This is a genomic window from Clostridium sp. AF37-5, from assembly GCF_003477605.1.
Taxonomy (GTDB): domain Bacteria; phylum Bacillota; class Clostridia; order Lachnospirales; family Lachnospiraceae; genus Eubacterium_F.
The window spans coordinates 1-23102 of record NZ_QUDR01000012.1 but is presented as its reverse complement, the minus strand read 5'-3'; the positions used below and the strand labels follow the sequence as shown (position 1 = coordinate 23102).

At 42.2% G+C, this 23102-nt stretch carries 22 protein-coding genes; 11 read left to right on the top strand and 11 right to left on the bottom strand.

Annotation, left to right across the window (positions count from 1 at the left end; genetic code table 11):
• The first annotated feature begins 495 nt into the window (after window positions 1–495).
• A complete protein-coding gene (gene putP, locus DW019_RS08835; RefSeq protein WP_118443143.1) occupies window positions 496–2022 on the top strand; it encodes a sodium/proline symporter PutP in 1527 nt (508 codons plus the stop codon).
• Between the two features lie 24 nt (window positions 2023–2046).
• Entirely contained in the window at window positions 2047–2604 is a 558-nt protein-coding gene (locus DW019_RS08830) for an NUDIX hydrolase (RefSeq protein WP_022377830.1), read from the top strand.
• Between the two features lie 70 nt (window positions 2605–2674).
• Here DW019_RS08830 and upp read toward each other — a convergent pair whose 3' ends face one another.
• Both upp and DW019_RS08820 read right to left on the bottom strand, forming a co-directional pair.
• A complete protein-coding gene (gene upp / locus DW019_RS08825; protein ID WP_117478158.1) occupies window positions 2675–3304 on the bottom strand; it encodes a uracil phosphoribosyltransferase in 630 nt (209 codons plus the stop codon).
• Window positions 3305–3379: 75 nt separating this feature from the next.
• Entirely contained in the window at window positions 3380–4726 is a 1347-nt protein-coding gene (locus tag DW019_RS08820; protein ID WP_118443142.1) for an HTH domain-containing protein, read from the bottom strand.
• 123 nt (window positions 4727–4849) lie between these two features.
• Between DW019_RS08820 and DW019_RS08815 the strand changes: the two genes are divergently transcribed.
• The 3 genes from DW019_RS08815 (at window position 4850) to DW019_RS08805 (ending at window position 8737) form a co-directional block, all read left to right on the top strand.
• Complete coding sequence (locus DW019_RS08815) at window positions 4850–6172, top strand: uracil-xanthine permease family protein (RefSeq protein WP_118443141.1); 1323 nt, start codon at window positions 4850–4852, stop codon at window positions 6170–6172.
• A gap of 79 nt (window positions 6173–6251) precedes the next feature.
• The gene (locus tag DW019_RS08810; RefSeq protein ID WP_118443140.1) at window positions 6252–7049 is read left to right on the top strand and encodes an Ig-like domain-containing protein; all 798 of its coding nucleotides are present in this window, start codon (window positions 6252–6254) and stop codon (window positions 7047–7049) included.
• Between the two features lie 125 nt (window positions 7050–7174).
• Window positions 7175–8737, top strand: a complete 1563-nt coding sequence (locus DW019_RS08805) for a ClC family H(+)/Cl(-) exchange transporter (protein ID WP_118443139.1) — start codon at window positions 7175–7177, stop codon at window positions 8735–8737.
• Here the strand turns inward: DW019_RS08805 and DW019_RS08800 are convergent.
• The 4 genes from DW019_RS08800 to DW019_RS08785 all read right to left on the bottom strand — a co-directional run bounded on the left by DW019_RS08800 (window position 8723) and on the right by DW019_RS08785 (window position 13320).
• Entirely contained in the window at window positions 8723–10747 is a 2025-nt protein-coding gene (locus DW019_RS08800; RefSeq protein WP_118443138.1) for an aryl-sulfate sulfotransferase, read from the bottom strand. The genes DW019_RS08805 and DW019_RS08800 overlap by 15 nt on opposite strands.
• A gap of 24 nt (window positions 10748–10771) precedes the next feature.
• Window positions 10772–11350 (bottom strand): adenylyl-sulfate kinase, encoded by a 579-nt coding sequence (gene cysC, locus DW019_RS08795; protein WP_118443137.1) that lies wholly within the window; start codon window positions 11348–11350, stop codon window positions 10772–10774.
• A gap of 94 nt (window positions 11351–11444) precedes the next feature.
• Entirely contained in the window at window positions 11445–11999 is a 555-nt protein-coding gene (locus tag DW019_RS08790; protein WP_022377820.1) for a DUF5662 family protein, read from the bottom strand.
• 25 nt (window positions 12000–12024) lie between these two features.
• On the bottom strand, window positions 12025–13320 hold the full coding sequence (locus tag DW019_RS08785; protein ID WP_118443136.1) for a chromate transporter: 1296 nt from the start codon (window positions 13318–13320) through the stop codon (window positions 12025–12027).
• 111 nt (window positions 13321–13431) lie between these two features.
• On the opposite strand from DW019_RS08785, the gene DW019_RS08780 reads away from it, so the two are divergent.
• Together DW019_RS08780 and DW019_RS08775 are read left to right on the top strand one after the other, a co-directional pair.
• Window positions 13432–14715, top strand: coding sequence for an amino acid carrier protein (locus DW019_RS08780; protein WP_118443135.1), 1284 nt, complete (start codon window positions 13432–13434; stop codon window positions 14713–14715).
• Between the two features lie 94 nt (window positions 14716–14809).
• Window positions 14810–16132 carry an aryl-sulfate sulfotransferase gene (locus tag DW019_RS08775; RefSeq protein ID WP_118443134.1) on the top strand — a complete coding sequence of 441 codons (1323 nt, stop codon included), beginning with the start codon at window positions 14810–14812 and terminating at the stop codon, window positions 16130–16132.
• On the opposite strand, the gene DW019_RS08770 is transcribed toward DW019_RS08775, so the two are convergent.
• Entirely contained in the window at window positions 16129–16821 is a 693-nt protein-coding gene (locus DW019_RS08770; protein ID WP_022377816.1) for an L-ribulose-5-phosphate 4-epimerase, read from the bottom strand. The two genes, DW019_RS08775 and DW019_RS08770, sit on opposite strands and share 4 nt — an antisense overlap.
• 144 nt (window positions 16822–16965) lie before the next feature.
• Between DW019_RS08770 and DW019_RS08765 the strand changes: the two genes are divergently transcribed.
• Window positions 16966–17907, top strand: coding sequence for an AEC family transporter (locus DW019_RS08765; protein WP_117478168.1), 942 nt, complete (start codon window positions 16966–16968; stop codon window positions 17905–17907).
• A 1-nt stretch (window position 17908) separates the two neighbouring features.
• Here the strand turns inward: DW019_RS08765 and DW019_RS08760 are convergent, their stop codons facing one another.
• The 3 genes from DW019_RS08760 to DW019_RS08750 all read right to left on the bottom strand — a co-directional run bounded on the left by DW019_RS08760 (window position 17909) and on the right by DW019_RS08750 (window position 20708).
• The gene (locus DW019_RS08760) at window positions 17909–18550 is read right to left on the bottom strand and encodes a hypothetical protein (RefSeq protein WP_118443133.1); all 642 of its coding nucleotides are present in this window, start codon (window positions 18548–18550) and stop codon (window positions 17909–17911) included.
• A 153-nt stretch (window positions 18551–18703) separates the two neighbouring features.
• The gene (locus DW019_RS08755; protein ID WP_118443132.1) at window positions 18704–20266 is read right to left on the bottom strand and encodes a hypothetical protein; all 1563 of its coding nucleotides are present in this window, start codon (window positions 20264–20266) and stop codon (window positions 18704–18706) included.
• 97 nt (window positions 20267–20363) lie between these two features.
• A complete protein-coding gene (locus tag DW019_RS08750) occupies window positions 20364–20708 on the bottom strand; it encodes a hypothetical protein (protein WP_022377812.1) in 345 nt (114 codons plus the stop codon).
• 239 nt (window positions 20709–20947) lie between these two features.
• On the opposite strand from DW019_RS08750, the gene DW019_RS08745 reads away from it, so the two are divergent.
• On the top strand, window positions 20948–21748 hold the full coding sequence (locus tag DW019_RS08745) for an adaptor protein MecA (protein WP_181974925.1): 801 nt from the start codon (window positions 20948–20950) through the stop codon (window positions 21746–21748).
• A gap of 62 nt (window positions 21749–21810) precedes the next feature.
• Here the strand turns inward: DW019_RS08745 and DW019_RS08740 are convergent, their stop codons facing one another.
• On the bottom strand, window positions 21811–22020 hold the full coding sequence (locus DW019_RS08740; protein ID WP_347461394.1) for a DUF1858 domain-containing protein: 210 nt from the start codon (window positions 22018–22020) through the stop codon (window positions 21811–21813).
• Between the two features lie 256 nt (window positions 22021–22276).
• On the opposite strand from DW019_RS08740, the gene DW019_RS08735 reads away from it, so the two are divergent.
• Window positions 22277–22702, top strand: a complete 426-nt coding sequence (locus tag DW019_RS08735) for a flavodoxin (RefSeq protein ID WP_117478173.1) — start codon at window positions 22277–22279, stop codon at window positions 22700–22702.
• Window positions 22703–22848: 146 nt separating this feature from the next.
• A complete protein-coding gene (locus DW019_RS08730) occupies window positions 22849–23019 on the top strand; it encodes a 4Fe-4S binding protein (RefSeq protein WP_022377808.1) in 171 nt (56 codons plus the stop codon).
• The last annotated feature ends 83 nt before the right edge of the window (window positions 23020–23102 follow it).

Genomic DNA, 23102 nt, shown 5'->3' with positions numbered 1-23102 from the left:
TATTTTACTACAACTGAGATATGATGTCCATCATACTTTCAGCCAAGTTTTTAGACCAAGTTTTTAGAAGAAAAGAACCACATGCAACCTTATCCTTCATATATACCAAGAATAGTTGCATAGATTTTGAGAAAATTCAGCCGAAAGCAACCAAAAAGCAAGAAATTAATATAAAGAGTTGCATGTGTCGTACAATTTTCCCGAATAAAACCGAATAATGAGGTGAAAATGCAACCCTCTAGGCAAAAATCAAGCAAAAGAGTTGTTCCGGAAGTGTTAACCTCAAATTTTAGCCACAAATCACCCCCAAATTTCAGCCACAAAAGATGTAGCAAATATTCGTTATAAGTTTATTTAGATTTCGGCAGCTCAGAAGAAAAATTTTTCTTCTGAGCTGCCGAAATCTAAAGACAAGTCCTAACCATTACTTGCCTACACCCCCTCAAATATGTTATACTTTTGACGATTATTACACTTTATGAAAGGGGATTTTTTATGTCCACAACTACCATTGCGGTGTTAATTGCCTTCGTGTGTTATTTAGCGATGATGATTGGCATCGGCATCTTTTCGATGAAAAAAACAAACAGTACCGAAGATTATTTTCTTGGCGGAAGAGGCTTAAACAGCTGGGTTGCCGCTCTTTCCGCACAGGCTTCCGATATGAGCGGATGGCTCTTGATGGGACTGCCGGGTTCGATTTACCTTGCCGGAACCGGAAAAGCCTGGATTGCCATCGGATTGTTTATCGGAACGGCGCTTAACTGGATTTGCATTTCCAAACGCCTGCGCCGTTACACAATTGTAGCAAACAACTCTTTAACACTCCCGGAATTTTTCCAGAACCGTTTTCGCGATAAGAAAAAGATTCTTCTTGGAATTTCTTCCATTGTAATCGTTATTTTCTTCTTAGTGTATACCGCATCGGCACTGGCATCCGGTGGAAAACTCTTCCAGACCGTATTTGGTCTTGATTACCACTACGCACTTTTAATTGGTGCAGCCGTTATTCTGGCATACACGTTTATGGGAGGATTCCTCGCCGTATGTACCACCGATTTTGTGCAGGGAACCATGATGCTTATCGCTCTCTTAACGGTGCCAATTATCGCTTATGCCGCTATCAGTGGCGACTTCACCGGTGCATTAACCGCTCACGGTGTAGCAGAAAATTCAGACTTCTTAAGTTTGTTCTATATGGAAGGAAAACCATATCCGCTGATTTCCATCGTTTCTGACTTAGCCTGGGGACTTGGTTACTGCGGTATGCCACATATCTTAGTCCGTTTTATGGCTGTTAAGAGCGAAAAAGAATTGAAAAAATCCAGTGTAATCGCAATCGTATGGGTTGCCATTTCGCTGATTGCCGCATGCTTTATCGGAATCTTAGGACGCGGATTCTTAAATGAAACACTCGTAGAAACCGGTTCCGAAAATGTATTTATCAAAATGATTCAGCAGATTTTCGATGGCAACATCGTTTTAATCTTTATTGGCGGTTTGTTCCTTTGCGGAATCCTTGCTGCCATTATGTCAACAGCAGATTCCCAGCTTCTTGTCTGCGCCTCCTCCGCATCTAAAGATATTTTCAAAAATATTCTGAAACCGGAAGCAGAAGACAAAAAAGTATTAAATGTAAGCCGTATTACGGTTCTTGTAATTGCTGTCGTTGCCTGCATTATCGCATGGAACCCGGACAGCAGTATCATGGGACTTGTTTCTGACGCATGGGCCGGTCTTGGTTCCGCCTTTGGTCCACTCGTTGTGTGCTCCCTGTTCTGGAAACGTACCAACCTTCCGGGTGCCGTTGCCGGCATCGTATCCGGTGGATTGTTTGTTATCATCTGGGATTACCTTCCAATTCTTGGCGGTCAGACACCTTACGCCGTAACCGGAATTTACTCCCTGTTATTAGGATTCTTTGTCAGCCTTTTGTGCATTGTCATTGTCAGCCTTTTGACAAAAGCACCATCCAAAGAAATTGTTGAAGAATTTGAATCTGTCAAAACTTATCAGGAATAAATAGCAAAACCTACGGAGGTTTTTATGGAGTTTAAAGGTTTAAAAAAAATTCATGACGGTCACTTTATCCACCGCTATGATATCACATATGAAACGGTCGATGGAAAAGAAAAAGTTTATGAAATGATTAGCCGAAATCCGGACATTTCCACGCTTTCGGAGCTTCAGGCAAAAACACCGGACTCTGTCGTTTTAATCATGCACGATGAGAAGAACGAAAAAATACTGTTAAATAAAGAATTCCGCCTTGCCTTAGGCGACTGGGTATATAATTTCCCGGCAGGTCTGATTGATGAGGGTGAAGAGCCAATCGAAAGCGCAAGGCGCGAATTAAAAGAAGAAACCGGACTTGATTTACTGACGGTAAACGATATTCTTCCTTTAAGTTACAGTGCCATTGGCTTTGCCAATGAAACCAACCTCTGTATCGTCGGTGTTGCAGACGGCACCTTTTCCAAAAGCAGTTCCACTGTTGAGGAAATAAAAGCCGGCTGGTACACAAAAGACGAAGTCAAAAAACTTCTGAAAACGGAATTATTCGCCGCAAGAACGCAATCTTACTGTTACTTGTGGAGTAAATAAAAAAATGCTTAGAAGGCTAAAATCCTGACATCAGATTTCGCTTTCTAAGCATTTTATTTTCTAACATTTCTTACTTGGTTCCAAAGATTCGGTCTCCGGCATCTCCAAGTCCCGGACAAATATACGCATTTTCATTCAGACAGCGGTCTTTGCAGCCCACATAAAGCTGAATATCCGGATGTGCTTTCATCAGACGCTCAATTCCTTCCGGTGCAGCAATAATCGACATAAATTTAATGTTCTTTCCACCATGCGCTTTGATAAAATCTACTGCCGCCACTGCCGAACCACCGGTTGCCAACATCGGATCTACAACCACAATCGTTCTCTGGTCAATCGGTTCCGGAAGCTTACAGTAATACTCATGAGGTTCATGTGTTTCCTCATCACGGTACAAACCGATATGACCGACTTTCGCCGATGGCACCAGTGATAAAATACCGCTTACCATACCAAGTCCGGCACGAAGAATCGGCACAATAGCTAACTTCTTTCCGGCAATCATCGGTGTCCGGCACGTCTCAATTGGTGTCTTAATTTCCACATCTTCAACCGGCAGATCACGGAGTGCCTCATATCCCATAAGCATGGCAATCTCCTCAATCAGACGGCGGAACTCATTCGTTCCTGTTGCCTCATTTCGCAAAATCGAAATCTTATGCTGAATCAGCGGATGTTCCATTATAGTAATCTGTTTCATTTTCTTTCCTCCATTTTCTTTCGCGTTTTCTATTATTGTACCTTTTCTTGTAAAAAAATACAATCTCGCATTATCTCATTCTTCATTTTTTTGCTGATAATAGAACTGAATCAAGCCAATTCTCGATTTTGTACCCGTTTTCTCATTCAAGGAAGAAATATGCCGATACAAAGCAGCTCTTGAAATATATAATTGTTTCGCCAAATCTTTCGCACTGTCATCAAAATTTAACAATGCATCCAAAACTTCCGTTTCTCTTTTTGTGAGGGAATATTTCTCTGCAAATGCTCCTAAGTCAAGTGTCTGTGCATCTTCTGCCTTTTTCTTTCCCTGCTGCCTCTCCGTCGCAAACATCGCAATGCTGATAAGCGCAAACAGCAAAAGCACCACAGAAGAAATCAAAATTACATTCCCACCTTCTACTAAGGCTATCGATCCTCCGGTCACGACCGCCGCTCCCGCATTGTTTACCGCTCTTCCCATGCCTGCCCAGAGTGCAGGAATGGAACTCTGTACCGCATAATTCATAAATCTCGTCGTAAAATAGACAACGAAAAATCCGGATGACAAATAAAAAATAACAAGTCCGGCAAGCACCGAGCCGCCTGTCACAATAACAAGCACACAGAGTACGGATAAAAGCGTGACGCAGAACATCACAATCGACATATACCGGTGATTTTTTAAATCAAACAAAAAGCCTGCCAAAATCCCGCTTACCGCCAATAGAAGCCTCGGCCACTGTCCAACATCCAAGCTTCCCTTTGCATGCTGTAATGTAACTGCATTATCCAATGCCGCAAAAATCATCGTCATACACAAAACACATAAAACCAATATAAACCCTGTTATTTTCTCCTGTTTCTCCCCCTTGTCCACAGGCTCTAACTCCACTGCTTCCTTTTGTATGAGCAGATAATAAACCGTGGCGGCAAAAAGAATAAATACAAAAATCAACTGTACCATCTGGCTGCGAACAAGATTGTTACATATAAACTGAAAAAGCAACCCCAGTGCATAAGCCACACCAACCAAAAGTGCTAGGCGCGAATCTCTGCCAACATAAAAAAGTGCATGATAATGCAGAGCACTGCCAAACAATCCAAGCAGCACAAATACAACACCGCCCATAAAAAGACAGATGGCGTAACTATCCGCTTCACATAAAAAGAACAAGCAGACCGCCATAATAAGCGGAAACATGACTGTCACCACTCTTTTTACAAAAGCAGATTTTATCCTGTGAAATAGAGCATATAAAAGAAAACCAATGACGCTGACACCCAGCACAATTCCCTGTGCACTAACCGCCTGCTGCGAAGATGAAAACGCACTCATTATATTCACAAATAAATATTCTGTCTCTAAAAATAAAAATGTAAAAATGGCTAATAAAACACCCGCCGTAAATCTCTTCTTCATCTTTGTTCACCTTTCTATTTCCTCCCTCATTTTACTATTCTTACGCCACAATTGCAACAATGCTTGTCAGATGAACTTTTTTTCTTTATAATAAAACCAATAACGATTATGAGGAGGTTTCTTATGGAAACAAAAAACAATGCAATCCGCGATGCCAGAACGCTTGGCATCCCCAAAATGCTACTGTTAGGTCTACAGCATATGTTCGCCATGTTTGGTGCCACAATCTTAGTACCGATTCTGGTAAACAACTATTTTAAAGGAGAGGGGCTCTCCATTCAGGTTACATTATTCTGCGCCGGTGTCGGCACACTTTTCTTCCATTTGTGTACGAAATTAAAAGTTCCCGCTTTTCTTGGTTCTTCGTTCGCCTTTCTCGGCGGATTTGAAACCGTTTCCAAATTGGACACCGGAATTTTCAAAGATATGTCCATGGGCGAAAAACTGCCTTACGCCTGCGGCGGTATCGTAGTAGCCGGTGCTCTGTATCTGGTGCTTGCACTGATTATCAAACTAGTCGGTGTGAAACGTGCGATGCGTTTTCTTCCACCGGTTGTCACCGGTCCGATTATTATCTGCATCGGCTTAAGCTTAGCACCATCCGCAGTTAATAATGTTCAGACAAACTGGCTGTTAGCCATTATCGCATTTACCATCATTGTGATTTTCAACATTTGGGGAAAAGGTATGTGGAAAATCATCCCAATTCTTCTCGGCATTGCCGGTGCTTACGCTGTTGCCTTGATTCTGCACTTTTGCGGTATCACAAATCCGGATGGTTCCGCCATCTTTAATTTTGCAGAAGTTGCCAACGCTTCCTGGGTTAATGTTCCACCATTTGAGTTTTGTAAATTTGACTTAACTGCAATCCTTGCTATGGCTCCGATTGCCATTGCGTCCATGATGGAGCATATCGGCGATATTTCCGCCATTTCCGCAACCGTTGGCGAAAATTATGTAGAAGATCCCGGTCTTCACCGCACATTAATCGGTGATGGTCTGGCAACTTCCCTTTCTGCTTTGGTTGGCGGTCCTGCCAACACCACTTACGGTGAAAATACAGGTGTTTTGGAACTGAGCCGTGTACATGATCCGAAAGTAATCCGTCTGGCTGCTATTTACGCTGTCGTTTTAAGTTTCATCCCGAAATTTGCCGGTATCATCAGTACCCTACCGGCAGCTATCGTTGGCGGTGTCAGCTTTATTCTCTACGGTATGATTGCCGCCATCGGTGTTCGCAACGTCGTAGAAAACAAAGTTGATTTCACCAAATCAAGAAACTTAATTATTGCGGCTACCATTTTAGTATGCGGACTTGGTTTCTCTTCCGGACTTACCTTCCAGATTGCAGGAACAAGCATCACTTTAACCGGTCTTGCCATTGCCGCTATTATGGGCATTTTGTTAAATGCCATTTTACCCGGACGAGAAGAAGATAAAGAATAAAAAATAATACTTGATTTATGACTAGACGTGTGTTATCTTGTATTTACCCTCTTATTGCTCCACAAAAGGAGGGTTTATCATGAAACACACGTCTATTTTTTTGAAAGCGGCTTGCCGGCGGAGCATTGCCCTTTTATGTACAGCGGTACTGTTTACCGCCTCTGTTTTTTCCGCACCTTTGACAGCAGATGCCGCCTCACCGGCTCTTGTAATTCTTTCCCGATATCGTGCCACATTAAAAATTGGCGATTCTTTTACTCTTGCGGGAATTGCAAGCAACGGCAAGTGGGTTCGGTTTAAAAGCAGTAAAAGCGCTGTCGCCTCGGTAAATACATATGGCAGAGTCACCGCAAAAAAAGCGGGCACCTGCACGATTACAGGAAAAGTCGCAGGTGGGGAAGCCAGTTGTAAAATTACCGTCACGAAAACTATCATTTCATTATCAACCGCCTCCATTACAATGGAAAACGGAGCGCAGGTTACTCTGAAAGGGCAGACCTCAAATAGGTCACCTATCTCATGGAAATCTCAAAAATCAAGCGTTGCCGAAATTGACGAAAACGGTAAAATTTCAGCAAAGAAACCAGGAGAGACTACAATTACCGCAAAGGCAGACGGTACAAAAAAAACCTGTCATGTCACGGTAAAAAAACCTAAAGTTACACTTAATTATACTTCTGCATCTTTGTCCCGCAATCAGACACTTCTTCTGACAGCAAAAGTGTCCTCCGGGAAAAAAGTAACATGGAAGTCTCAGAAAAAAAGTGTAGCCACCGTCAACAGCCGCGGAAAAGTCACGGCAATAAAACGTGGCACAACAAAAATCCGGGCATCGATTGACGGTGTAACAAAGGAATGTACGATTACGGTTTTATAACGGCAAAGATTTTTTAATTTCATTACATTTAGGAGCAATAAGAGGGTATTTGCAAAATAATGCATTTGGATGTAAAATATCTCTGGTTGATTGGATAAAGAAAACAACAAGGAGAAAGTTTACCTATGAATAAATATCAACATACTTTGGAAAAATTGGAAAACAATACGGCAAAGCGAAGTATTACACTCGTTATAGAAGGTGCTTTAATCGGTGTCTTGGCCGGCTTGACTGCCGTTCTATACCGATACTGCCTAACTTATGCAGAGAGCGGATTATATGCGGTTCTGAATTTCATACGCGGAAATGCAGGTGTTACCGCCCTCTGGTTTGCCGCTCTTATTTTGATGGGATGTATTGTCGCAAAGATTGTGAAATGGGAGCCAATGGCTGCCGGTTCCGGGATCCCGCAGGTTTCAGGGGAGGTCCGCGGTTATTTGGACCAGAGTTTTTGGCGTGTCGTTTTAGCCAAATTCACCGGTGGTACACTTAGTATCTTCGGCGGTCTGTCCCTTGGAAGAGAGGGCCCGTCCATTCAGCTTGGTGCGATGGTGGCAAAAAGTTATTCCCGCCTTAGAAACTATGATAAAACAACAGAAATCGGTCTGTTATCGTGTGGCGCAGGTGCCGGACTTGCCGCCGCCTTTAATGCACCGCTTGCCGGCATTATGTTTGTTCTTGAAGAAATCCACCACACCTTTGACCGCACAATGTTAGTCGCTGGTCTGATTGCCACGGTGTGCGCCGACTTCGTCTCAAAAATATTTTTTGGACAGTCTGCTATTTTTTCGTTTACGACATCGACTCTTGCACTCCGCTATTATTGGCTGTTAGCATTGCTTGGTATTTTGCTTGGTCTTGCGGGTGCCGGATATAATTTTGTCATGTTAAAAATGCAGGCTTTTTTCCACCGTTTGAAAAAAATACCAAAAGAAATCCGGATTGCCTTTGTTTTTGTCATTTCCGGGATTCTTGGTCTCACCCTTCCGCAGGTATTAGCCGGCGGTCACAGCATGATTGCTTTGTTAGAGCATGGGAAACCGGAACTTTCCATGATTTGCATTTTACTTGTCGTTAAATTTTTATTTTCGGCAGTTAGTTTCGGATGCGGCGCACCCGGTGGAATCTTTTTCCCACTTCTGATTTTAGGCGCCTACATCGGGGCAATTTTCGGAAACCTTTCCATCCACGCTCTCTCCCTGCCAAACGATTTACTTCCCCAGTTTATCGTTATCAGCATGGCGGGATTATTTGCGGGCATCGTGCGTGCGCCGATTACCGGTATTGTATTGATTACCGAAATGACCGGCAATATGCACCGGATGTTAGACATCGCTGTCGTGAGCAGTATTGCTTATATCATTGCAAACCTGCTTGGCAGCAAACCGATTTACACGTCCCTTTTGGAAAATATTCTGAACAAACAGACTGAACTGGAAATTAAAGAATCGGCAGAAAAAGTTTTGGTTACTTATGTCATTCCTTTTGACAGTCCGGTCTGCCATAAAAAAATCTGCCAGATTGACTGGCAGAAAAATACATTGGTTGCATCCATTGAGCGTGACGGTCACACGATTACGCCGAAAGGCGACACCGAAATTCTGCCCGGCGACTTGCTCATGGTGCTCATCGGCAGACAATACTACGCTGCCGATTATGCAGCTTATGAAAAGTTAATTAACGGCTGATATATTGATATATTTTTTTGTTGTCTGCAGTTCACCTTTCACCTGCAAATAAATTTTATATTTATCTTTTGGCAGATTGGTTAGCTGCATGGCAACTTTATAAACCATCGTGCGGAACACATCCATTGTCTGGTATGTGTCATCAAAGTCAACCTGATAACCACCTTTGTCACCAATAAAATAAACTTTTTCCACTTCGTGGTCTACGTTATTCACAAAGAGTAAATCTTCCTGCATCTCATATTCGATAGCAGCACTCTTGATATGATGTTTCTTTTCCGACTTTAACTTGCAGTATTTGCTGCTTGATATCTCTTGCGGCTGTTTAATCTGACCGACCTGATAATCGCCGGTCACCTGCATCGGCTCTGCGAGTTCCTGCACATTCGGCTCAAACGGATACGCGCGGAAAAATCCCGGTTTTACACCAAACTCGGAAAGCACCTCGCCGGTCTCATAATCGTATTCGAAAATACCACCGCCATCACCGTCCACCGGTTCTGCATAAGAACCTGCCATATTATACACACGCTTTTTGTCAGGAACATAGATTCCATTTGCACGGATTCTTGTCTTTGGTCCGGCAAATCGTTTATGCAGCGAAACGGTTTTCTTTTCCTCATCAATATCATAAAAACTCACATAACTGAGCGGATCTTTATCAAAAGACTTCGCCTTTCGACGCTTTGCCCAGTGATTATCATAAACAATAATCCGTTTTTTCTGTGGATTCGATTCATCCGGGAGTGCAATTTCAAATGCCGCATGCTGCTGGTAACACCATTTGACATCACCTTCCGGCTGCAAAAGATATGGTGTCATCTTTGTTCCCTCCCAGAATTTCGGGTCGGATAAAATCCAGCGGAGTTTTTTCGTATCGTAATCTACACAAATTACCGCATGCACATTTCTGAGGGAAATCAAAATCGTGCGGTCTTTTTCATAATACGCAGCGGAATTTACATGGCACCAGTCCATCATATTCTGATAGGTTTCATCAAAAAGCTCTGCCATATTTAACTGCCACACAATTTCACCGGTCTGTCTGTCAATCTCAATAACGCAGTCCTCCGTATGCTCAAGCATTGAATTACTTCCGGTGAGAATGTTACCGCCTGCCTTTTCTTCCGCCGTGTGGTGAACCCCTTTTTCCGTCAGATAGGTTCGAAACACACGACCGAAATAGTCCATATCATAAGACTCTACTGTCTGGGGATTGGAATAGGATGGCACGGAAATATATTTTTCCATGTAAAAAAAGTGACCATCCGATAATGGAAAAATACCATATCCTCTCGGTTTGCGGCTGAGATAATAACGTATTTTCCCTTCGATATCAAACACGCAGGTATGAATCTTGACACCGCCATTTATCATAATATTGGAATACGCCGGTTTGTCGGTCCATTTTTTCACCGTAATCACGTTGCGCAGTGACTTCGGCAGTCTTTTCGTTCGTATCGTGAAAGTATGGCTTTTTACGCAGTTTCCCTCATCATCGAGAATCTCTATGACGATGTCATTTGCCTTTTCAGCATACATCCCTAAAATCGGCACTCGATGCTCTTTTTTCTTAGGAAGTTCTGTAACAAAATCCGTCACCTTTAAATTTCCTTTTGTCGTAACACGGACACATGCCGGCTCTTCTAACATGAACAAAGCAAGTGCAGTCAACGGTGCCTCTCCATATGGATCTTTTATAACGAGCATATGGTCAAACGTGTACTCACCACTGCTCAGAAGCTGCTTATACAAATAGTCTCTAGTCAGTGACTTTATGGAACAGGACTGCTCACGACGTATATTCGTGCGAAATCCTGCGATTTCTTTGCGGAGAAATAAATTCTCATACGACGCCGCTTCTTCACCTGCTCGTCCGGTTTCCCACACAATCACCTCACCGCCATCGGCAAGTTTCTTGTGGTGAACCGTCTTTTTTTCCTTTTGCCCAAACTGCCTGCAAATCCAATCCTTCACCCTCTTACACGAAGACACAAAATAATTATCCATTTTTGTTCCTCCATGCACGTTTTGCTAATTCATTCTTTTTAAAATTTCCTGATATACAACTTTTGCACACTCCTGTGGTGTGAAATGTATGGTATCCAAAACAATTTCCGGATTCTCCGGCTTCTCATAACCGGAATCTTTTCCCGTAAAATTTTTAATATTCTTTTTGTACAAACCTTTTGGATCCCTCTTACAACAGGTCTCAAAATCCGTACTCACATATACCTCAAGAAATTGATTTTCCCCGACGCGCCCTCTCGCAAACCGGCGCATCTTACGAAACGGGGAAATAAAAGCAGCCAGTGTAATAACTCCTGCGTCGCAAAACAGGGCAGAAATTTCTCCAATCCGCCGTATGTTTTCATCACGGTCCTTATCCGTAAACTCCAAATCCGAATTGATTCCATGTCGAATGTTATCTCCGTCTAAAAGATAAACTGCTTTTTTTGCATCATTCAACATTTTCTCCAGTTCTACCGCAATTGTTGATTTTCCGGAACCGGAAAGTCCCGTAAACCAAACAACAAGCCCCTTTTGTCCGAGCACACGATAACGGTCTTTTGCCGAGACCTTATTCGGCTGCCAAATAACATTTTCCGTCATTTTCCTTTTCTCCTTTAATGAAATCGCATGTCCACCCATGTTCTGGAAGAAATCCTATCATAGGTTTTTGTCACAAAAAAGGCTTTTTTAGTTTTTATTTCCAATGAGCTTTATCTTTTTTTCCTTCCGGTTTCATCACGTGTTTAATGTATGAAAACGTCTCTTTTTCCCCCCTATCGCGCAGCATAATCAGCAAATCCTCTAATTTCTGCGACGTTACCGGGTGCATCCAGCGTCGTTTTCTCCCTTTGTCAAAATAAAGAAACGGCTTCTCTATATCATAGTCATCCCCATAATAAATTTTACTTGCCGCCACGCGGTCGCAAAACATTTCAATCAAATAACGGGTTGGCATCTCCACCGGTTCTTTCCGGTTTAACTTCGGATTGTAATCAACCCAGTATTCAAAATGGTGTTTATTGCGTCCCTGATGATGAAGCCACGCACGCGAAAAGCCGTACCGTTCCCTCTCTTTTTCGTTCGGACTTTTATCTCCCAGATAATTTCTTGCCCCCGGAATAAATTCCGCCGGACTGTATTTTGACAAGTCATGTCTAAGCCCCTGCCAGAAAATTCCTGCCATAAAGCAATGCACGATTACTTTATGACGGTGCCTTGTAATCGTAGAAAAATGTTTCCAAATATGCATAAATATAACCTGCTTTCCTTTGTTTCTAAACTTCGAGCACATTGCACAGTAAAAAAGCAAGCACAAGCGATACGACAATGCGTCCGATGTTTTTCCATTTCCTATGATATAATATCAGATTTATGAAACAAAAGAAAGCAATCATTGTGGGAACCGCCAAACGCGGAAGCTCAGGATTTGAATTAATCTCCATCTCGGACAACAAAAGCCCTGTCATCACGGTAAGCAAAAGTCCCGAAACAACAACGCGAATTGCCTTTTTGATTACCTTAAAAATGGCACATCCTTCCAGTCTGTCATACAAGTGGTAAACCAGATAAAAAATCAAACAAGAGCAGGCAACACTACAGGCAAATCCCGCCACCGCAAAGGCAAATCCACCGGCTGTCGTTCCAACGACCGCCTCTCCGCACAAATAACCGATCCCTGCCAAAGTCTTGCACAAAATAGACCCCGGCAGCACATTTACAATTACAACCAGATGATTGTAAAAGTCACTTTCTGAAATATATTCCGGCACAAAAAGACCGTCGGCAATGGATAAATAGGCATCTCCGCCACCAAATGACAAAAAGGAAGACACAGCGCCCTGCCCTACAAAGCCCGCCGCTTCACGCCACATCATAAAAAGTGCCGGCAGACAAAACAAAAGCAGAAATAAAACCCATAACAAAAGTCTGCCCCCCAGTTTTCCGGCTGCCAGTTTTGGCTTTTTGTCCTTCTTTTTCGTCTTTTTCTGGTACAATAATCCTACAACAACACTTCCTAAAAGTGTAAGCAAAAGTATCTGGATTGTCGAAAATTTAGGAAGCCGGATTTCTAATCCAAAAATACGGCAAAGATAATTTCCACCCGTTGCAATAAACACAAATAGAATTACGAACCATGCGGCCACCTGGAATTTAGAGTGGCGGTACGCCTTTAATGTCTGCACAATGTATTGCGTCAAAAGGCACAAAATAAACGCTGTAATGCCGATGGAAGCATACTGAATCTGCTGTAAAATATTAGAATCCGCACCGCTAAGCAGCATTAAATACAATACCGTAAACACAACTCCCGGAAGAGCCATCAATACACCGCCCGCGAGCATCCCACCGATGCCGCCGACATGCAGACCAATCCCCGATGCAATTTCAACCGGAAGTGCCCCCGGTGTCAGCGTTGCGGCAATAACCGACTTGTCATACTCATCTTTACTTACCAGTTTTTTTTCGTTTACCACTTCCTGCTCCAATACCGGAATCAGTGCATTCCCACCGCCGAAACCAATCACTCCCACCTTTATCATCGATTCGATGAATGTGAATTGTTTCTTCATAGCTTCCTCCAAATCTCATTTGTCCACGAGATTAGCAAACGGTCTTGTCAAAAGTATGACTTGCCAAAATTTTTCATACAATGAACTAAAGGAAACCAAAGGAGTCTGTGATTGAAACTTTTAATTGATGTAAATCAGCTTTTATGGAATGGTCCTATTCTTGTTATGCTTTTTGGCACACATGTCTACTTCACCCTGCGTTTACGGCTTGTGCAGCGAAAAATCGGATATGGCATCTCCCTTTCTCTTTCCGATGGCAGCAAAAACAAAAAGGGATTTGGGCGTTTTGGCTCGCTTACAACAACGCTCGCTGCTACGCTTGGAACCGGAAATATTATAGGCATTTCCACCGCCGTTTTCTTAGGCGGACCGGGTGCTGTGTTTTGGTGCTGGCTCACCGGGCTTTTGGGCATGGCAACCACTTACGCCGAAACGTTTTTGTGCCACCATTTCCGCTATCAGGGACACGGTGGACCCATGTATATTCTTCATTTTTTACTGCACAAAAAAACGCTTGCACTTCTTTACAGTGCCGCGCTCACGCTATCTGCATTTTTTATCGGATGCACCACACAAAGCAACGCAATAACCGAAACCTGTCATCAGGTCTTTTCGCTTCCGCCTGCCACTTGCGCGATTATAACCGCTTTTTTTGTGGGATTAATTTTGATGCAGGGACGCAAATGGATTGAAAATGTCTCCATCGCCATTGTGCCGACTATGGCTATTTTTTTCTTTGGCGGATGTCTTCTCTATCTCATCCTGCACGCAGATTATCTTCTGCCCTCTCTGAAATTAATTTTTTCCTCCGCTTTTACACCACCTTCCATCGGTGGCGGTTTTGCCGGATACACGATGGGAAAAGCCATCCGCTATGGCGTAGCAAGGGGGCTTTTTACAAACGAATCCGGGCTTGGCACAACCGGCCTGATTGCCGGCCACTGCTCGGAAGATGATTCCGTCAAACAGGCCGCCATTTCCATGTCCGCTACCTTTTGGGACACCGTCGTTCTCTGCGCCATCACCGGACTTGTACTTGTCTGCTATCAGTTGGAATTTCCGTCCGAATGGCAGACGCTTCCCGCCTCCGCCTTAACGACCGCCGCATTTGGAAAACTTCCATTTTTCGGTGATGAAATTTTATCCATTGCCATTATCAGTTTTGCACTTGCCACCTTAATTGGCTGGAGTTACCTTGGCAAGCAGGGATTTGACTATTTGTTTCAGGGAAAATACGAGCGTTTTTACCAGACTCTATACCTCATTATGATTTTTGCCGGAGGCATTATGCCGCTTGCTCTTGTCTGGGAAATGACCGATTTTATTAACCTTTTCCTCCTTCTTCCAAACATTTACCTGCTCGTCCGGTGCCGAAAATATGTAAAAAAAGAGTAATTTATACAAAAAAACATACTTTTTACATATTTTTTTTGCTATAATTACACTATATAGGTAAAATGGGTAAAAAGTACAAAGGAGATTTTATCTTATGCCAAACAAAATCACTTCATGGCTGAAAAGCCATGTCACACAATATAAAATTGATTTTATGAGCCTTAACCGTCTGCGCTTAAACCAAACGATATCCGGCCAGATTCCGGTAACAATTTCTCTGACTGAGAAAACAAGGATGGCAGAAAATCTTTTATGGGCAAGAAGCCACGATGCCTCAACTTCGTTTGAGTCGATGGAACTTTTGTTAAATCCCTATGGCATCACACCGCTCACTGCACTTTGCATGTTTCACACCAACACAAGATGCCGTTTATCTTACACGGTTGTGAGCGATTTTTGTATGCCCTGGCACTACGATTCCATGACGTACACAACCAATCACGTACTTCCTGTTTTCGGCTTATGTGAGAACACGGATAATATGATTACTTTGACATTATATAACGAGTCAAACCAGCCTATTAAAAGCCGTGAAATCACATTGCATACCGGCACATTGAGCGAAACAAACCATTATCCATGCGTCCAGGACAAACAGGGGATGTATCGTTATTTCTTATCGCTTCCGGCAAAAGATGATAATTTAATTCCGCTCTCGGACGGACACTTTCTGATTGTCCATCCGGACTATCTGGTAAAAACAGAGCAGGGGCTTTTACCAACACACATGTATGAGGTGGATTTGCTTGGCAGATGTTACCGCACCTACTATGTGGGTGATGGCATTTTTGACGTATATGGCGAAATTTCTGCGGAAAACAAAAACTTGTTAGTGCTTTCCTCGGATGCCAAAAAAGGAGACAAGTTATTATTGGAAATCAACCGGGAAACCGGTGCAATCCAGCATATCTACTCTCCTTATGAAAGAGAAGTAACTTCTCCTGCCACACATCTGAAGCAGGAATTTTTCGAATCCGTCATCAGCGACTCGTTAGAGCAGTTCTCGCATTTTGGAGAATGTCTGGAAAAAATTGAATTTCCGGTCGTTGGCTGGCTCAAAGCACCGGTCTTTTACAAGGCAGCTTCGGTAGAAACATCTTCTGCTACCGATTTAGAATTTATGAAAAATACGTACGGCATTACATTTTCCATAAACGGCGACAGCCTGTTAGTAAACACAACCGGTGACTTGATTCAGGAAATTGTATTCAGTCATCCGGACCGCATTTATCAGCTTGATTTGACAAATCCGCCGCTTGATGAATCTTTGTACGAAAAATACCGCTACACACTTACCGTTCCTCTAACGGAAATGTACAGCGGTACCTATTCTCTTGTTATTCGTTTTCGTGATGGCAAACAGGAAGTCTTACAGGATGCCTTGTCCCTCTCGCGGAGAAGAAATAACGAAAATTAGTTATCCTGTCCATAGTAAGCATTGGCTCCGTGTTTGCGGAAATAATGCTTATCCATCAAATACTGTGGCGCGCGTTTTACACGAGGATTTAATGTCAGTGTATGGTGCGCCATTTCTGCTACTTTGTCCAAAACAACCGCATTGTAAACGGCATTTGCCGGGCTTGTTCCCCACGCAAATGGTCCGTGGTTCTTTACAACGATTCCCGGAACTTCCATCGGGTCTTTATCGCCAATTGTCTCGATAATGACAAGTCCCGTATTTCTCTCATAATCCAAGTTAATTTCCTCTGCGGTCAAATCTCTTGTGCACGGAATATCTCCATAAAAATAATCCGCATGTGTCGTTCCCAGTGCCGGAATCGACATTCCTGCCTGCGCAAATGTTACTGCCCACGTTGAATGCGTGTGGACAACACCTGCTAAAGAAGGATATGCACGGTACAATTCAATATGTGTTGCCGTATCCGAAGACGGACGGTATTTTCCTTCGATTACATTCTGGTCAAAATCAACAACAACCATATCATCCGGCGTCAATTCATCGTATTCAACACCACTTGGCTTAATAACAACATAATTGTTTTCGCGGTCAATTCCGCTTACATTTCCCCAAGTGTAGATGACAAGTCCTTTTTTCTGAAGCTCCATGTTTGCTTCGTATACTTCTTTTTTTAACTGTTCTAACATACTTAATTACCTCCATCAAAATTTTTAAACTATGGATAGTTTTATCGTACCACAAAGACCGCCATTTGTCACGATACTATTGACAGGCATGGTAAAATAGTTTTGTAGGTCTACTCCAGAGATGGCCTAAGAAGGGAAATTATTATGTCAAACTTAATTTACAGTATTAACGCCACACTTCCTATTTTTTTACTTATCATCTTAGGAAAGGTTTTGAAAACAACAAAAATTATCAACGATGAATTTACCAAAACAGCGGACCGCTACGTATTCCGCATCGCACTGCCGGCTCTTTTATTTTCGGATTTGACAGAAAATAATGTCGGCTCTGCCTTTGACGGAAAATATGTGTTATTCTGTTTTTCTGTCACTATTTTTTCCATCGCCGTTTTGTGGGGACTTACCGAGAAATTCATGAAAAATGAAGAGCAAAAAGGTGCCTTTATTCAGGGCTCTTACCGCAGCAGCGCCGCCATTTTAGGACTTGCTTTCATCAACAATATGTATGACAGTGTCGGCATGGCTCCTTTAATGATTATCGGCTGCGTTCCTTTATATAATATTTTCGCCGTCATCATCCTTACGTTAAAAGGTGACAACGGCGGTAAAAAGCCAAATATGAAAGAAACTTTTATCAATGTGATGAAGAATCCGATTTTACTTAGTATTCTGATCGCACTTCCATTCGCTTTATTGAACCTGCACTTTCCATCCTTTGTCAATAAAGCCATTGGAAGTGTAGCAAACACTGCAACCCCTCTCGCATTGATTTCCATCGGTGCCAGCTTTGAAGGAAAAAAAGCATTGAAAAAAATGAAACCAACCCTTCTTGCTTCTTTTATCAAACTGATTCTGCTTGCCGGTCTGTTTTTACCGCTTGCCGTCTTCTTTGGCTACCGCAATCAGGAACTCATGGCACTGCTTGTTATGCTTGGCTCACCGACTACGGTTTCCAGCTACATTATGGCAAAAAACACCGGAAACGATGGCATATTGACATCCAGCATCATTGTCCTGACGACACTTTTGTCCTCACTGACTCTGACGCTTTGGATTTTTGTTTTAAAGAGTTTCGGAGTCCTGTAAACTACTGCCGCTTTGCTTCTCCGTTCTCATCTAAATACAGCACGCGAACCTGTCCGTCAGACATAATAACACGGCACATGTACCGCGAATCATTCAAAGAATAATACACTTTTTTATCCGCAATCGGATAGTCGGTAATAGTCTTGTCCGCAAATGATTTTAAACGGTGTCTTGCTGTCATAGGATACAGCGGATTATGGAATAAAAGCAGATACGGCACAAGCGAAACAACCGCAAAGACTACGCCGATAACAATCTTTACCACTCTTTTTTTATTCTTCTTTCCTAATGTGCGGGCAGCTGCCCCAAGTCCCAATCCGATAAACTGTGCGATCATAAGCACAAACAAACATTCAAATAAAATAATTGCGATACTTCTTGCACTGGTCTGAAGCTCTGCTACCGCATTTTCACTTCCCGCCAAAATCTGATATGCACTTGCTAGTACAATCGTGCAGACCGGCACAAAAAAACTGTATTTTCCAAGTAAAAGCATGGCAATCACGGACACCACCGGAACGACTAACATCATCTGTGGTAAATCAAATGCCTGTACTAACTGCACATATTCAAGCATTCCAATCACCGAAAAGGCAATAATCAATAGTCCGGTTCGCAATCTCTTCCATCGTTGTTCTCTCATTCGTTTACTCCTGTCTTCGTAATATTATCTATTGATATTGCCTTATTATAGCCTATCTGCGCCATTTCTGCAACCAAAGCCGCCAGCCGTTTTGAGGGGACATAAACGACTGGCGGCTCTTACTTTATTACTTCGTACTACTCCCGAGTCTCTTTATCCGATTTTACCAGCCTGCAACTGGTATGTCACCTTATCATCATCGTCCTGCTTTTCACTCATAAGATAAATCTCTTTTTCATTCTTCATTGCCAGACTAAAGGTTACTTCACTTTCCTGCATGCCATCAAAGTTACTGATTCCATAAAGCTGTGTAAATTTCTTAGCGGTCAGTTTTGCTTTGAAAAATCCTTCGCCGGAAATCACATAAATGTTCTGTCCGTAAATCTGTACCGCACTGCCGTACATACCATAGGATTCGCGAAGCGGAATACTCATAACGTGCCCGTTTGACAACAGACATTTTTCTACGTCTGTTTTTCCATCCGCTGCTTTCTGCACACCGGAAGAAACCAATTTGCTGACTACTACATCATGAAACTCAAATCCATCCTGTTCAACGCCGGCAATTACATCCCCCTCTGCTGTTTTCGGAATAAAACTGCAAACAGCCTCTTTTGTAATCGTCAATTTATCTAAGTCAACCGTTACAACACCATTATTTCCGGCAGTCAAAATACTGAGTACGGCAGTATTGTTCTGAACTGCCAAAAGTTCCATACTGTATTTTTCCTGAATACCGGTCATATTTGGAATCAACTGGTCGTTGACTGCAAGTTCAGCCTCGATTTTACCCTGCGCATTCACCTTTACCAGATAATATGCCGTCTTAGCAACCATATCGCCATCTTTATCTGCTAAGAAGTAGAAGTTGCCTTTCGCATCTTTCCACTGCGCCGTAATCTGCTGCATGCCCTTTGCCTTTGCTGCAGCATCTGCATCTAAGGCTACCGGCTGGCTTGCCATAGCAGCGCCGCTTACGGTTTTACGAAGGCAGTTCGAATGGTCTGTTGCCCACTCATATACACAGAATATACCATCACCATCCATCTGTCCTGCTTTATTCAAATTGCTGAAATTTTCTTTTACTTTTGTAACTGCATATGGTGCATAATAATCTTCACCGTATACAACGGTTGCTTTGTTACGGTTGATTTTTACTTTCTTAACCATATGTCCCTGAATATTTACAATCAGTAATTTTTTACATTTGTTCATCTTGAGGGAAGAAATTTTGTTATACGCCAGATAGACATATTTCAATTTTTTGTTACTATTCAAATCAATCTTGCGCAGATTGCCATCCTGCATCTCAAGATATGTTAAGTTCTTGTTCTTCTTTAAGTTAATGGTTTTTACTGACGTCTCGTTCGCAACAAACTTCTGAAGATTTGTCAGTTTCTCGATTCCCTTAAAGTTCTTAATGTCCTTAATATACTTTTTGGTATACTTTCCATACTTGGACTTCTTAATCTTAATCGAGTTTTTGGTACTGGATGTACCAAACTTCTTTGCTTTCTTAATCTCGCCCTTTGAGAGCTTTTTGTCTTTGTTCTTGTCATAATTGGATTTTACAAGTTCACGAAAGACCTGATCCGGAAAATTCTTCTTGTTAATCGCAATCTTTTTCGGTGCTTTTGCTTCCGACTCATTTGATCCTGCCACTACGCCTGCGGTGAGCATCAATGCTGTCGCCGCAAATAAAATTTGTTTTTTCATAAAAAAACCTCCCTTTTACTAAGTTTATTGTTTTGGGCTTTTTCTTACCCCTTTATACCAATAAGACGATTCAAAGAGAGGAAAAGTTGCAAAAAATTTATTTTTTTTTATTTTTTTCGCTACGCCTCTTTTTTTCCGGCCTGTTTTTTGTTTTTTTACAGCGCAGCGTTTTATAGGATGGCTGTTCCGATGGCCCGACAGAATCCACGTGCAGAGCCACAATACGCCCCAACATGTCTCCTTCATAGTCTAGCATATAGGAACCATTTTCCAATACACGCATTAAATTTGCTGAGGTTTTCGGATTATACGAAAGCCCATTTACATCAACTCGTATTCCTTGTTTGTAAACCTGATTCATCTCGTCTACAATCCATTGATTCTGCTGCATAGTTTCCCCCTCATAATACTTTTCCGTGATATTATCATATGAAAGTGCCATTTTTCGTTCCATCCCGGCAAGTCATAGATTATTTTCCTGCACCTCCCATCGTATCGCTTTGACTTACCTGCTTCTATTATATAAGAGGTGATTTTGCCAAAACAAGTGTCGTCTATCCGTTTCAGCTCATCCCAAACGACTAAACGACTTTCCCCTTGTTTTTTTTCACTTAGTGTTGACTTTATAGATAAGATAACTTATACTTTTCTACAATAGAAAATATGAAAGGATGTGTGCTTGTGAAAATTGAACGAACGAGTGAAAATCAAATCCGTTGTACCTTAAACAAACATGATTTGATGGAACGTCAGCTCAAAATCAGTGAATTGGCTTACGGCTCCGATAAAGCTAAAGAACTTTTTCGTGATATAATGGAGCAAGCGAATATAGACTTAGGTTTTGATGCGGATGATATTCCACTTATGATTGAGGCAATCCCGACTTCACGGGATTCCATCATTCTGCTTATTAATAAAGTTGATAATCCAGATGAATTGGATGAGCGTTTCTCCATGTTCGGCCCATCGGATGATGCCGATTCCGATGACAATGATTTGTTAGAAGAAGATGCACCGGAGAATTCTGAGGATTTCATAAACTGCTTCGAGCAGCTCCATGAATTATTGGAAGAAGCCGAGGATAATGAAACAAAAGATTCTTCTGAATCATCAGGCGAATTTGTACCATTAAAGGATACTTTGCAGGGAAACAGACGCAACGCTAAGAAAAAAGAGGCAGAACCACTTGCTAACCGAATCAAAGTATTCTCCTTTGATTCCCTGAATACGCTGATAACACTTACCAGTCAGATTGACTGCGATTACCGTGGCAAAAACAGTTTGTGGAAAGACCCTGCTACTAAGCGGTATTTCTTGTTACTCCACCGCGGCAAAGGGAAAAATGCTTTCCGTCTGATGTGTTCTGCTTTGGCTGAATACGCAAAAGAGGAAAATGTTACTTATGCCACACAGGCATATTATAACGAGCATTTTCGTCTGATTTTGAAGGACAACGCATTAACTAAGCTTGCTGATATTTAAGGCTGCAATGAATTAAGAACATGAAAAAAGGACCACAAAAGCGGTCCTTTTTTAATACAATCTTATGCATTCTTTGTTGCCAGATACTCATTAATTTTCGTAACCAGTTCATCGCTGTCAATGCCGTGAACCATTGCTGCTTCCTCTAAACTTTCTCCCTGAGAAGCCGGGCAGCCAATGCAGTGCATACCGGACGCCATAAGAATCGGTGCAACCGTTGCGTCTGCCTGCAAAATTTCTCCAATCAGCATATCCTTTGTTACTTCCTTCAACATAGTATATATCCTCCTTTTGGCTTTCGTCATCGATAACTATCATATCATGCAATTTCGATTATAGTCACAAGTGTATTCTTTGTCAAGGAATGTTATTCGCATTTTGAGTCTGTAAAGTTTTTCCATTTTTAAGAAAGAATCTCAATTAATGGATGCTGATTAAATCTATCAATAATCCGGTTGACAGATTTCATAAAGTAAACTAGTATAAGCGTGAGTTAGATTTAACTAACTACATAAAGGAGGTTTAACTATGATATCGATTGTTTATTGGTCACAGACAGGAAACACGCAGGCTATGGCAGAAGCGATTAGCGAAGGCGTAACAGAAGCAGGCAAAGAAGCTAAAATTATTGATGTTACGGACGCTTCTCTGGATGCCTTGAAAGCAGAAAAAGTATTTGCACTCGGATGTCCGGCAATGGGCGCAGAGGTTTTGGAAGAAAGCGAAATGGAACCTTTTGTATCCGAGTTGGAAAGAAGCGTTGGTGGAAAGACCATTGCACTCTTTGGCTCATATGGCTGGGGTGACGGTCAGTGGATGCGTGACTGGGTAGAGCGTATGGAAGCAGCCGGCGCACGTGTATTAAACGGCGAGGGTCTGATTTGTCAGGAAGTCCCAAATGACGATGCTATTGCTGAATGTAAGGCACTTGGCAAACAGCTTGCCGCTCAGTAATGATATTTTTTATCAGTAACGTAAGTCGTGCTCCTTTTCCATTCTTTTCTAAGGGCTTATCGATAAATTTTCCCTTGTATTTTTGAGCAAATTGTATTATCATGTGAGTATGTTCAAAATATTTTTGAGAAAAGGAGGATTTAAAAATGGCTTATAAAATTTCTGATTCTTGCATCAGTTGTGGTTCATGTGCATCTGAGTGTCCAGTAGGCGCTATTTCAGAAGGCGATGCACATTACGAAATCGACGGCGGAGCTTGCTTGGATTGCGGTTCTTGCGCAGCAGCATGTCCTACCGGTGCGATTGAAGCTGAATAATTTTTATTAAAATTAAAAAGGGACTGTCATTTTGAACTGCTTCCCGTCAAGTAGACAATTGAAAAAATATAAATTTTTCCTGC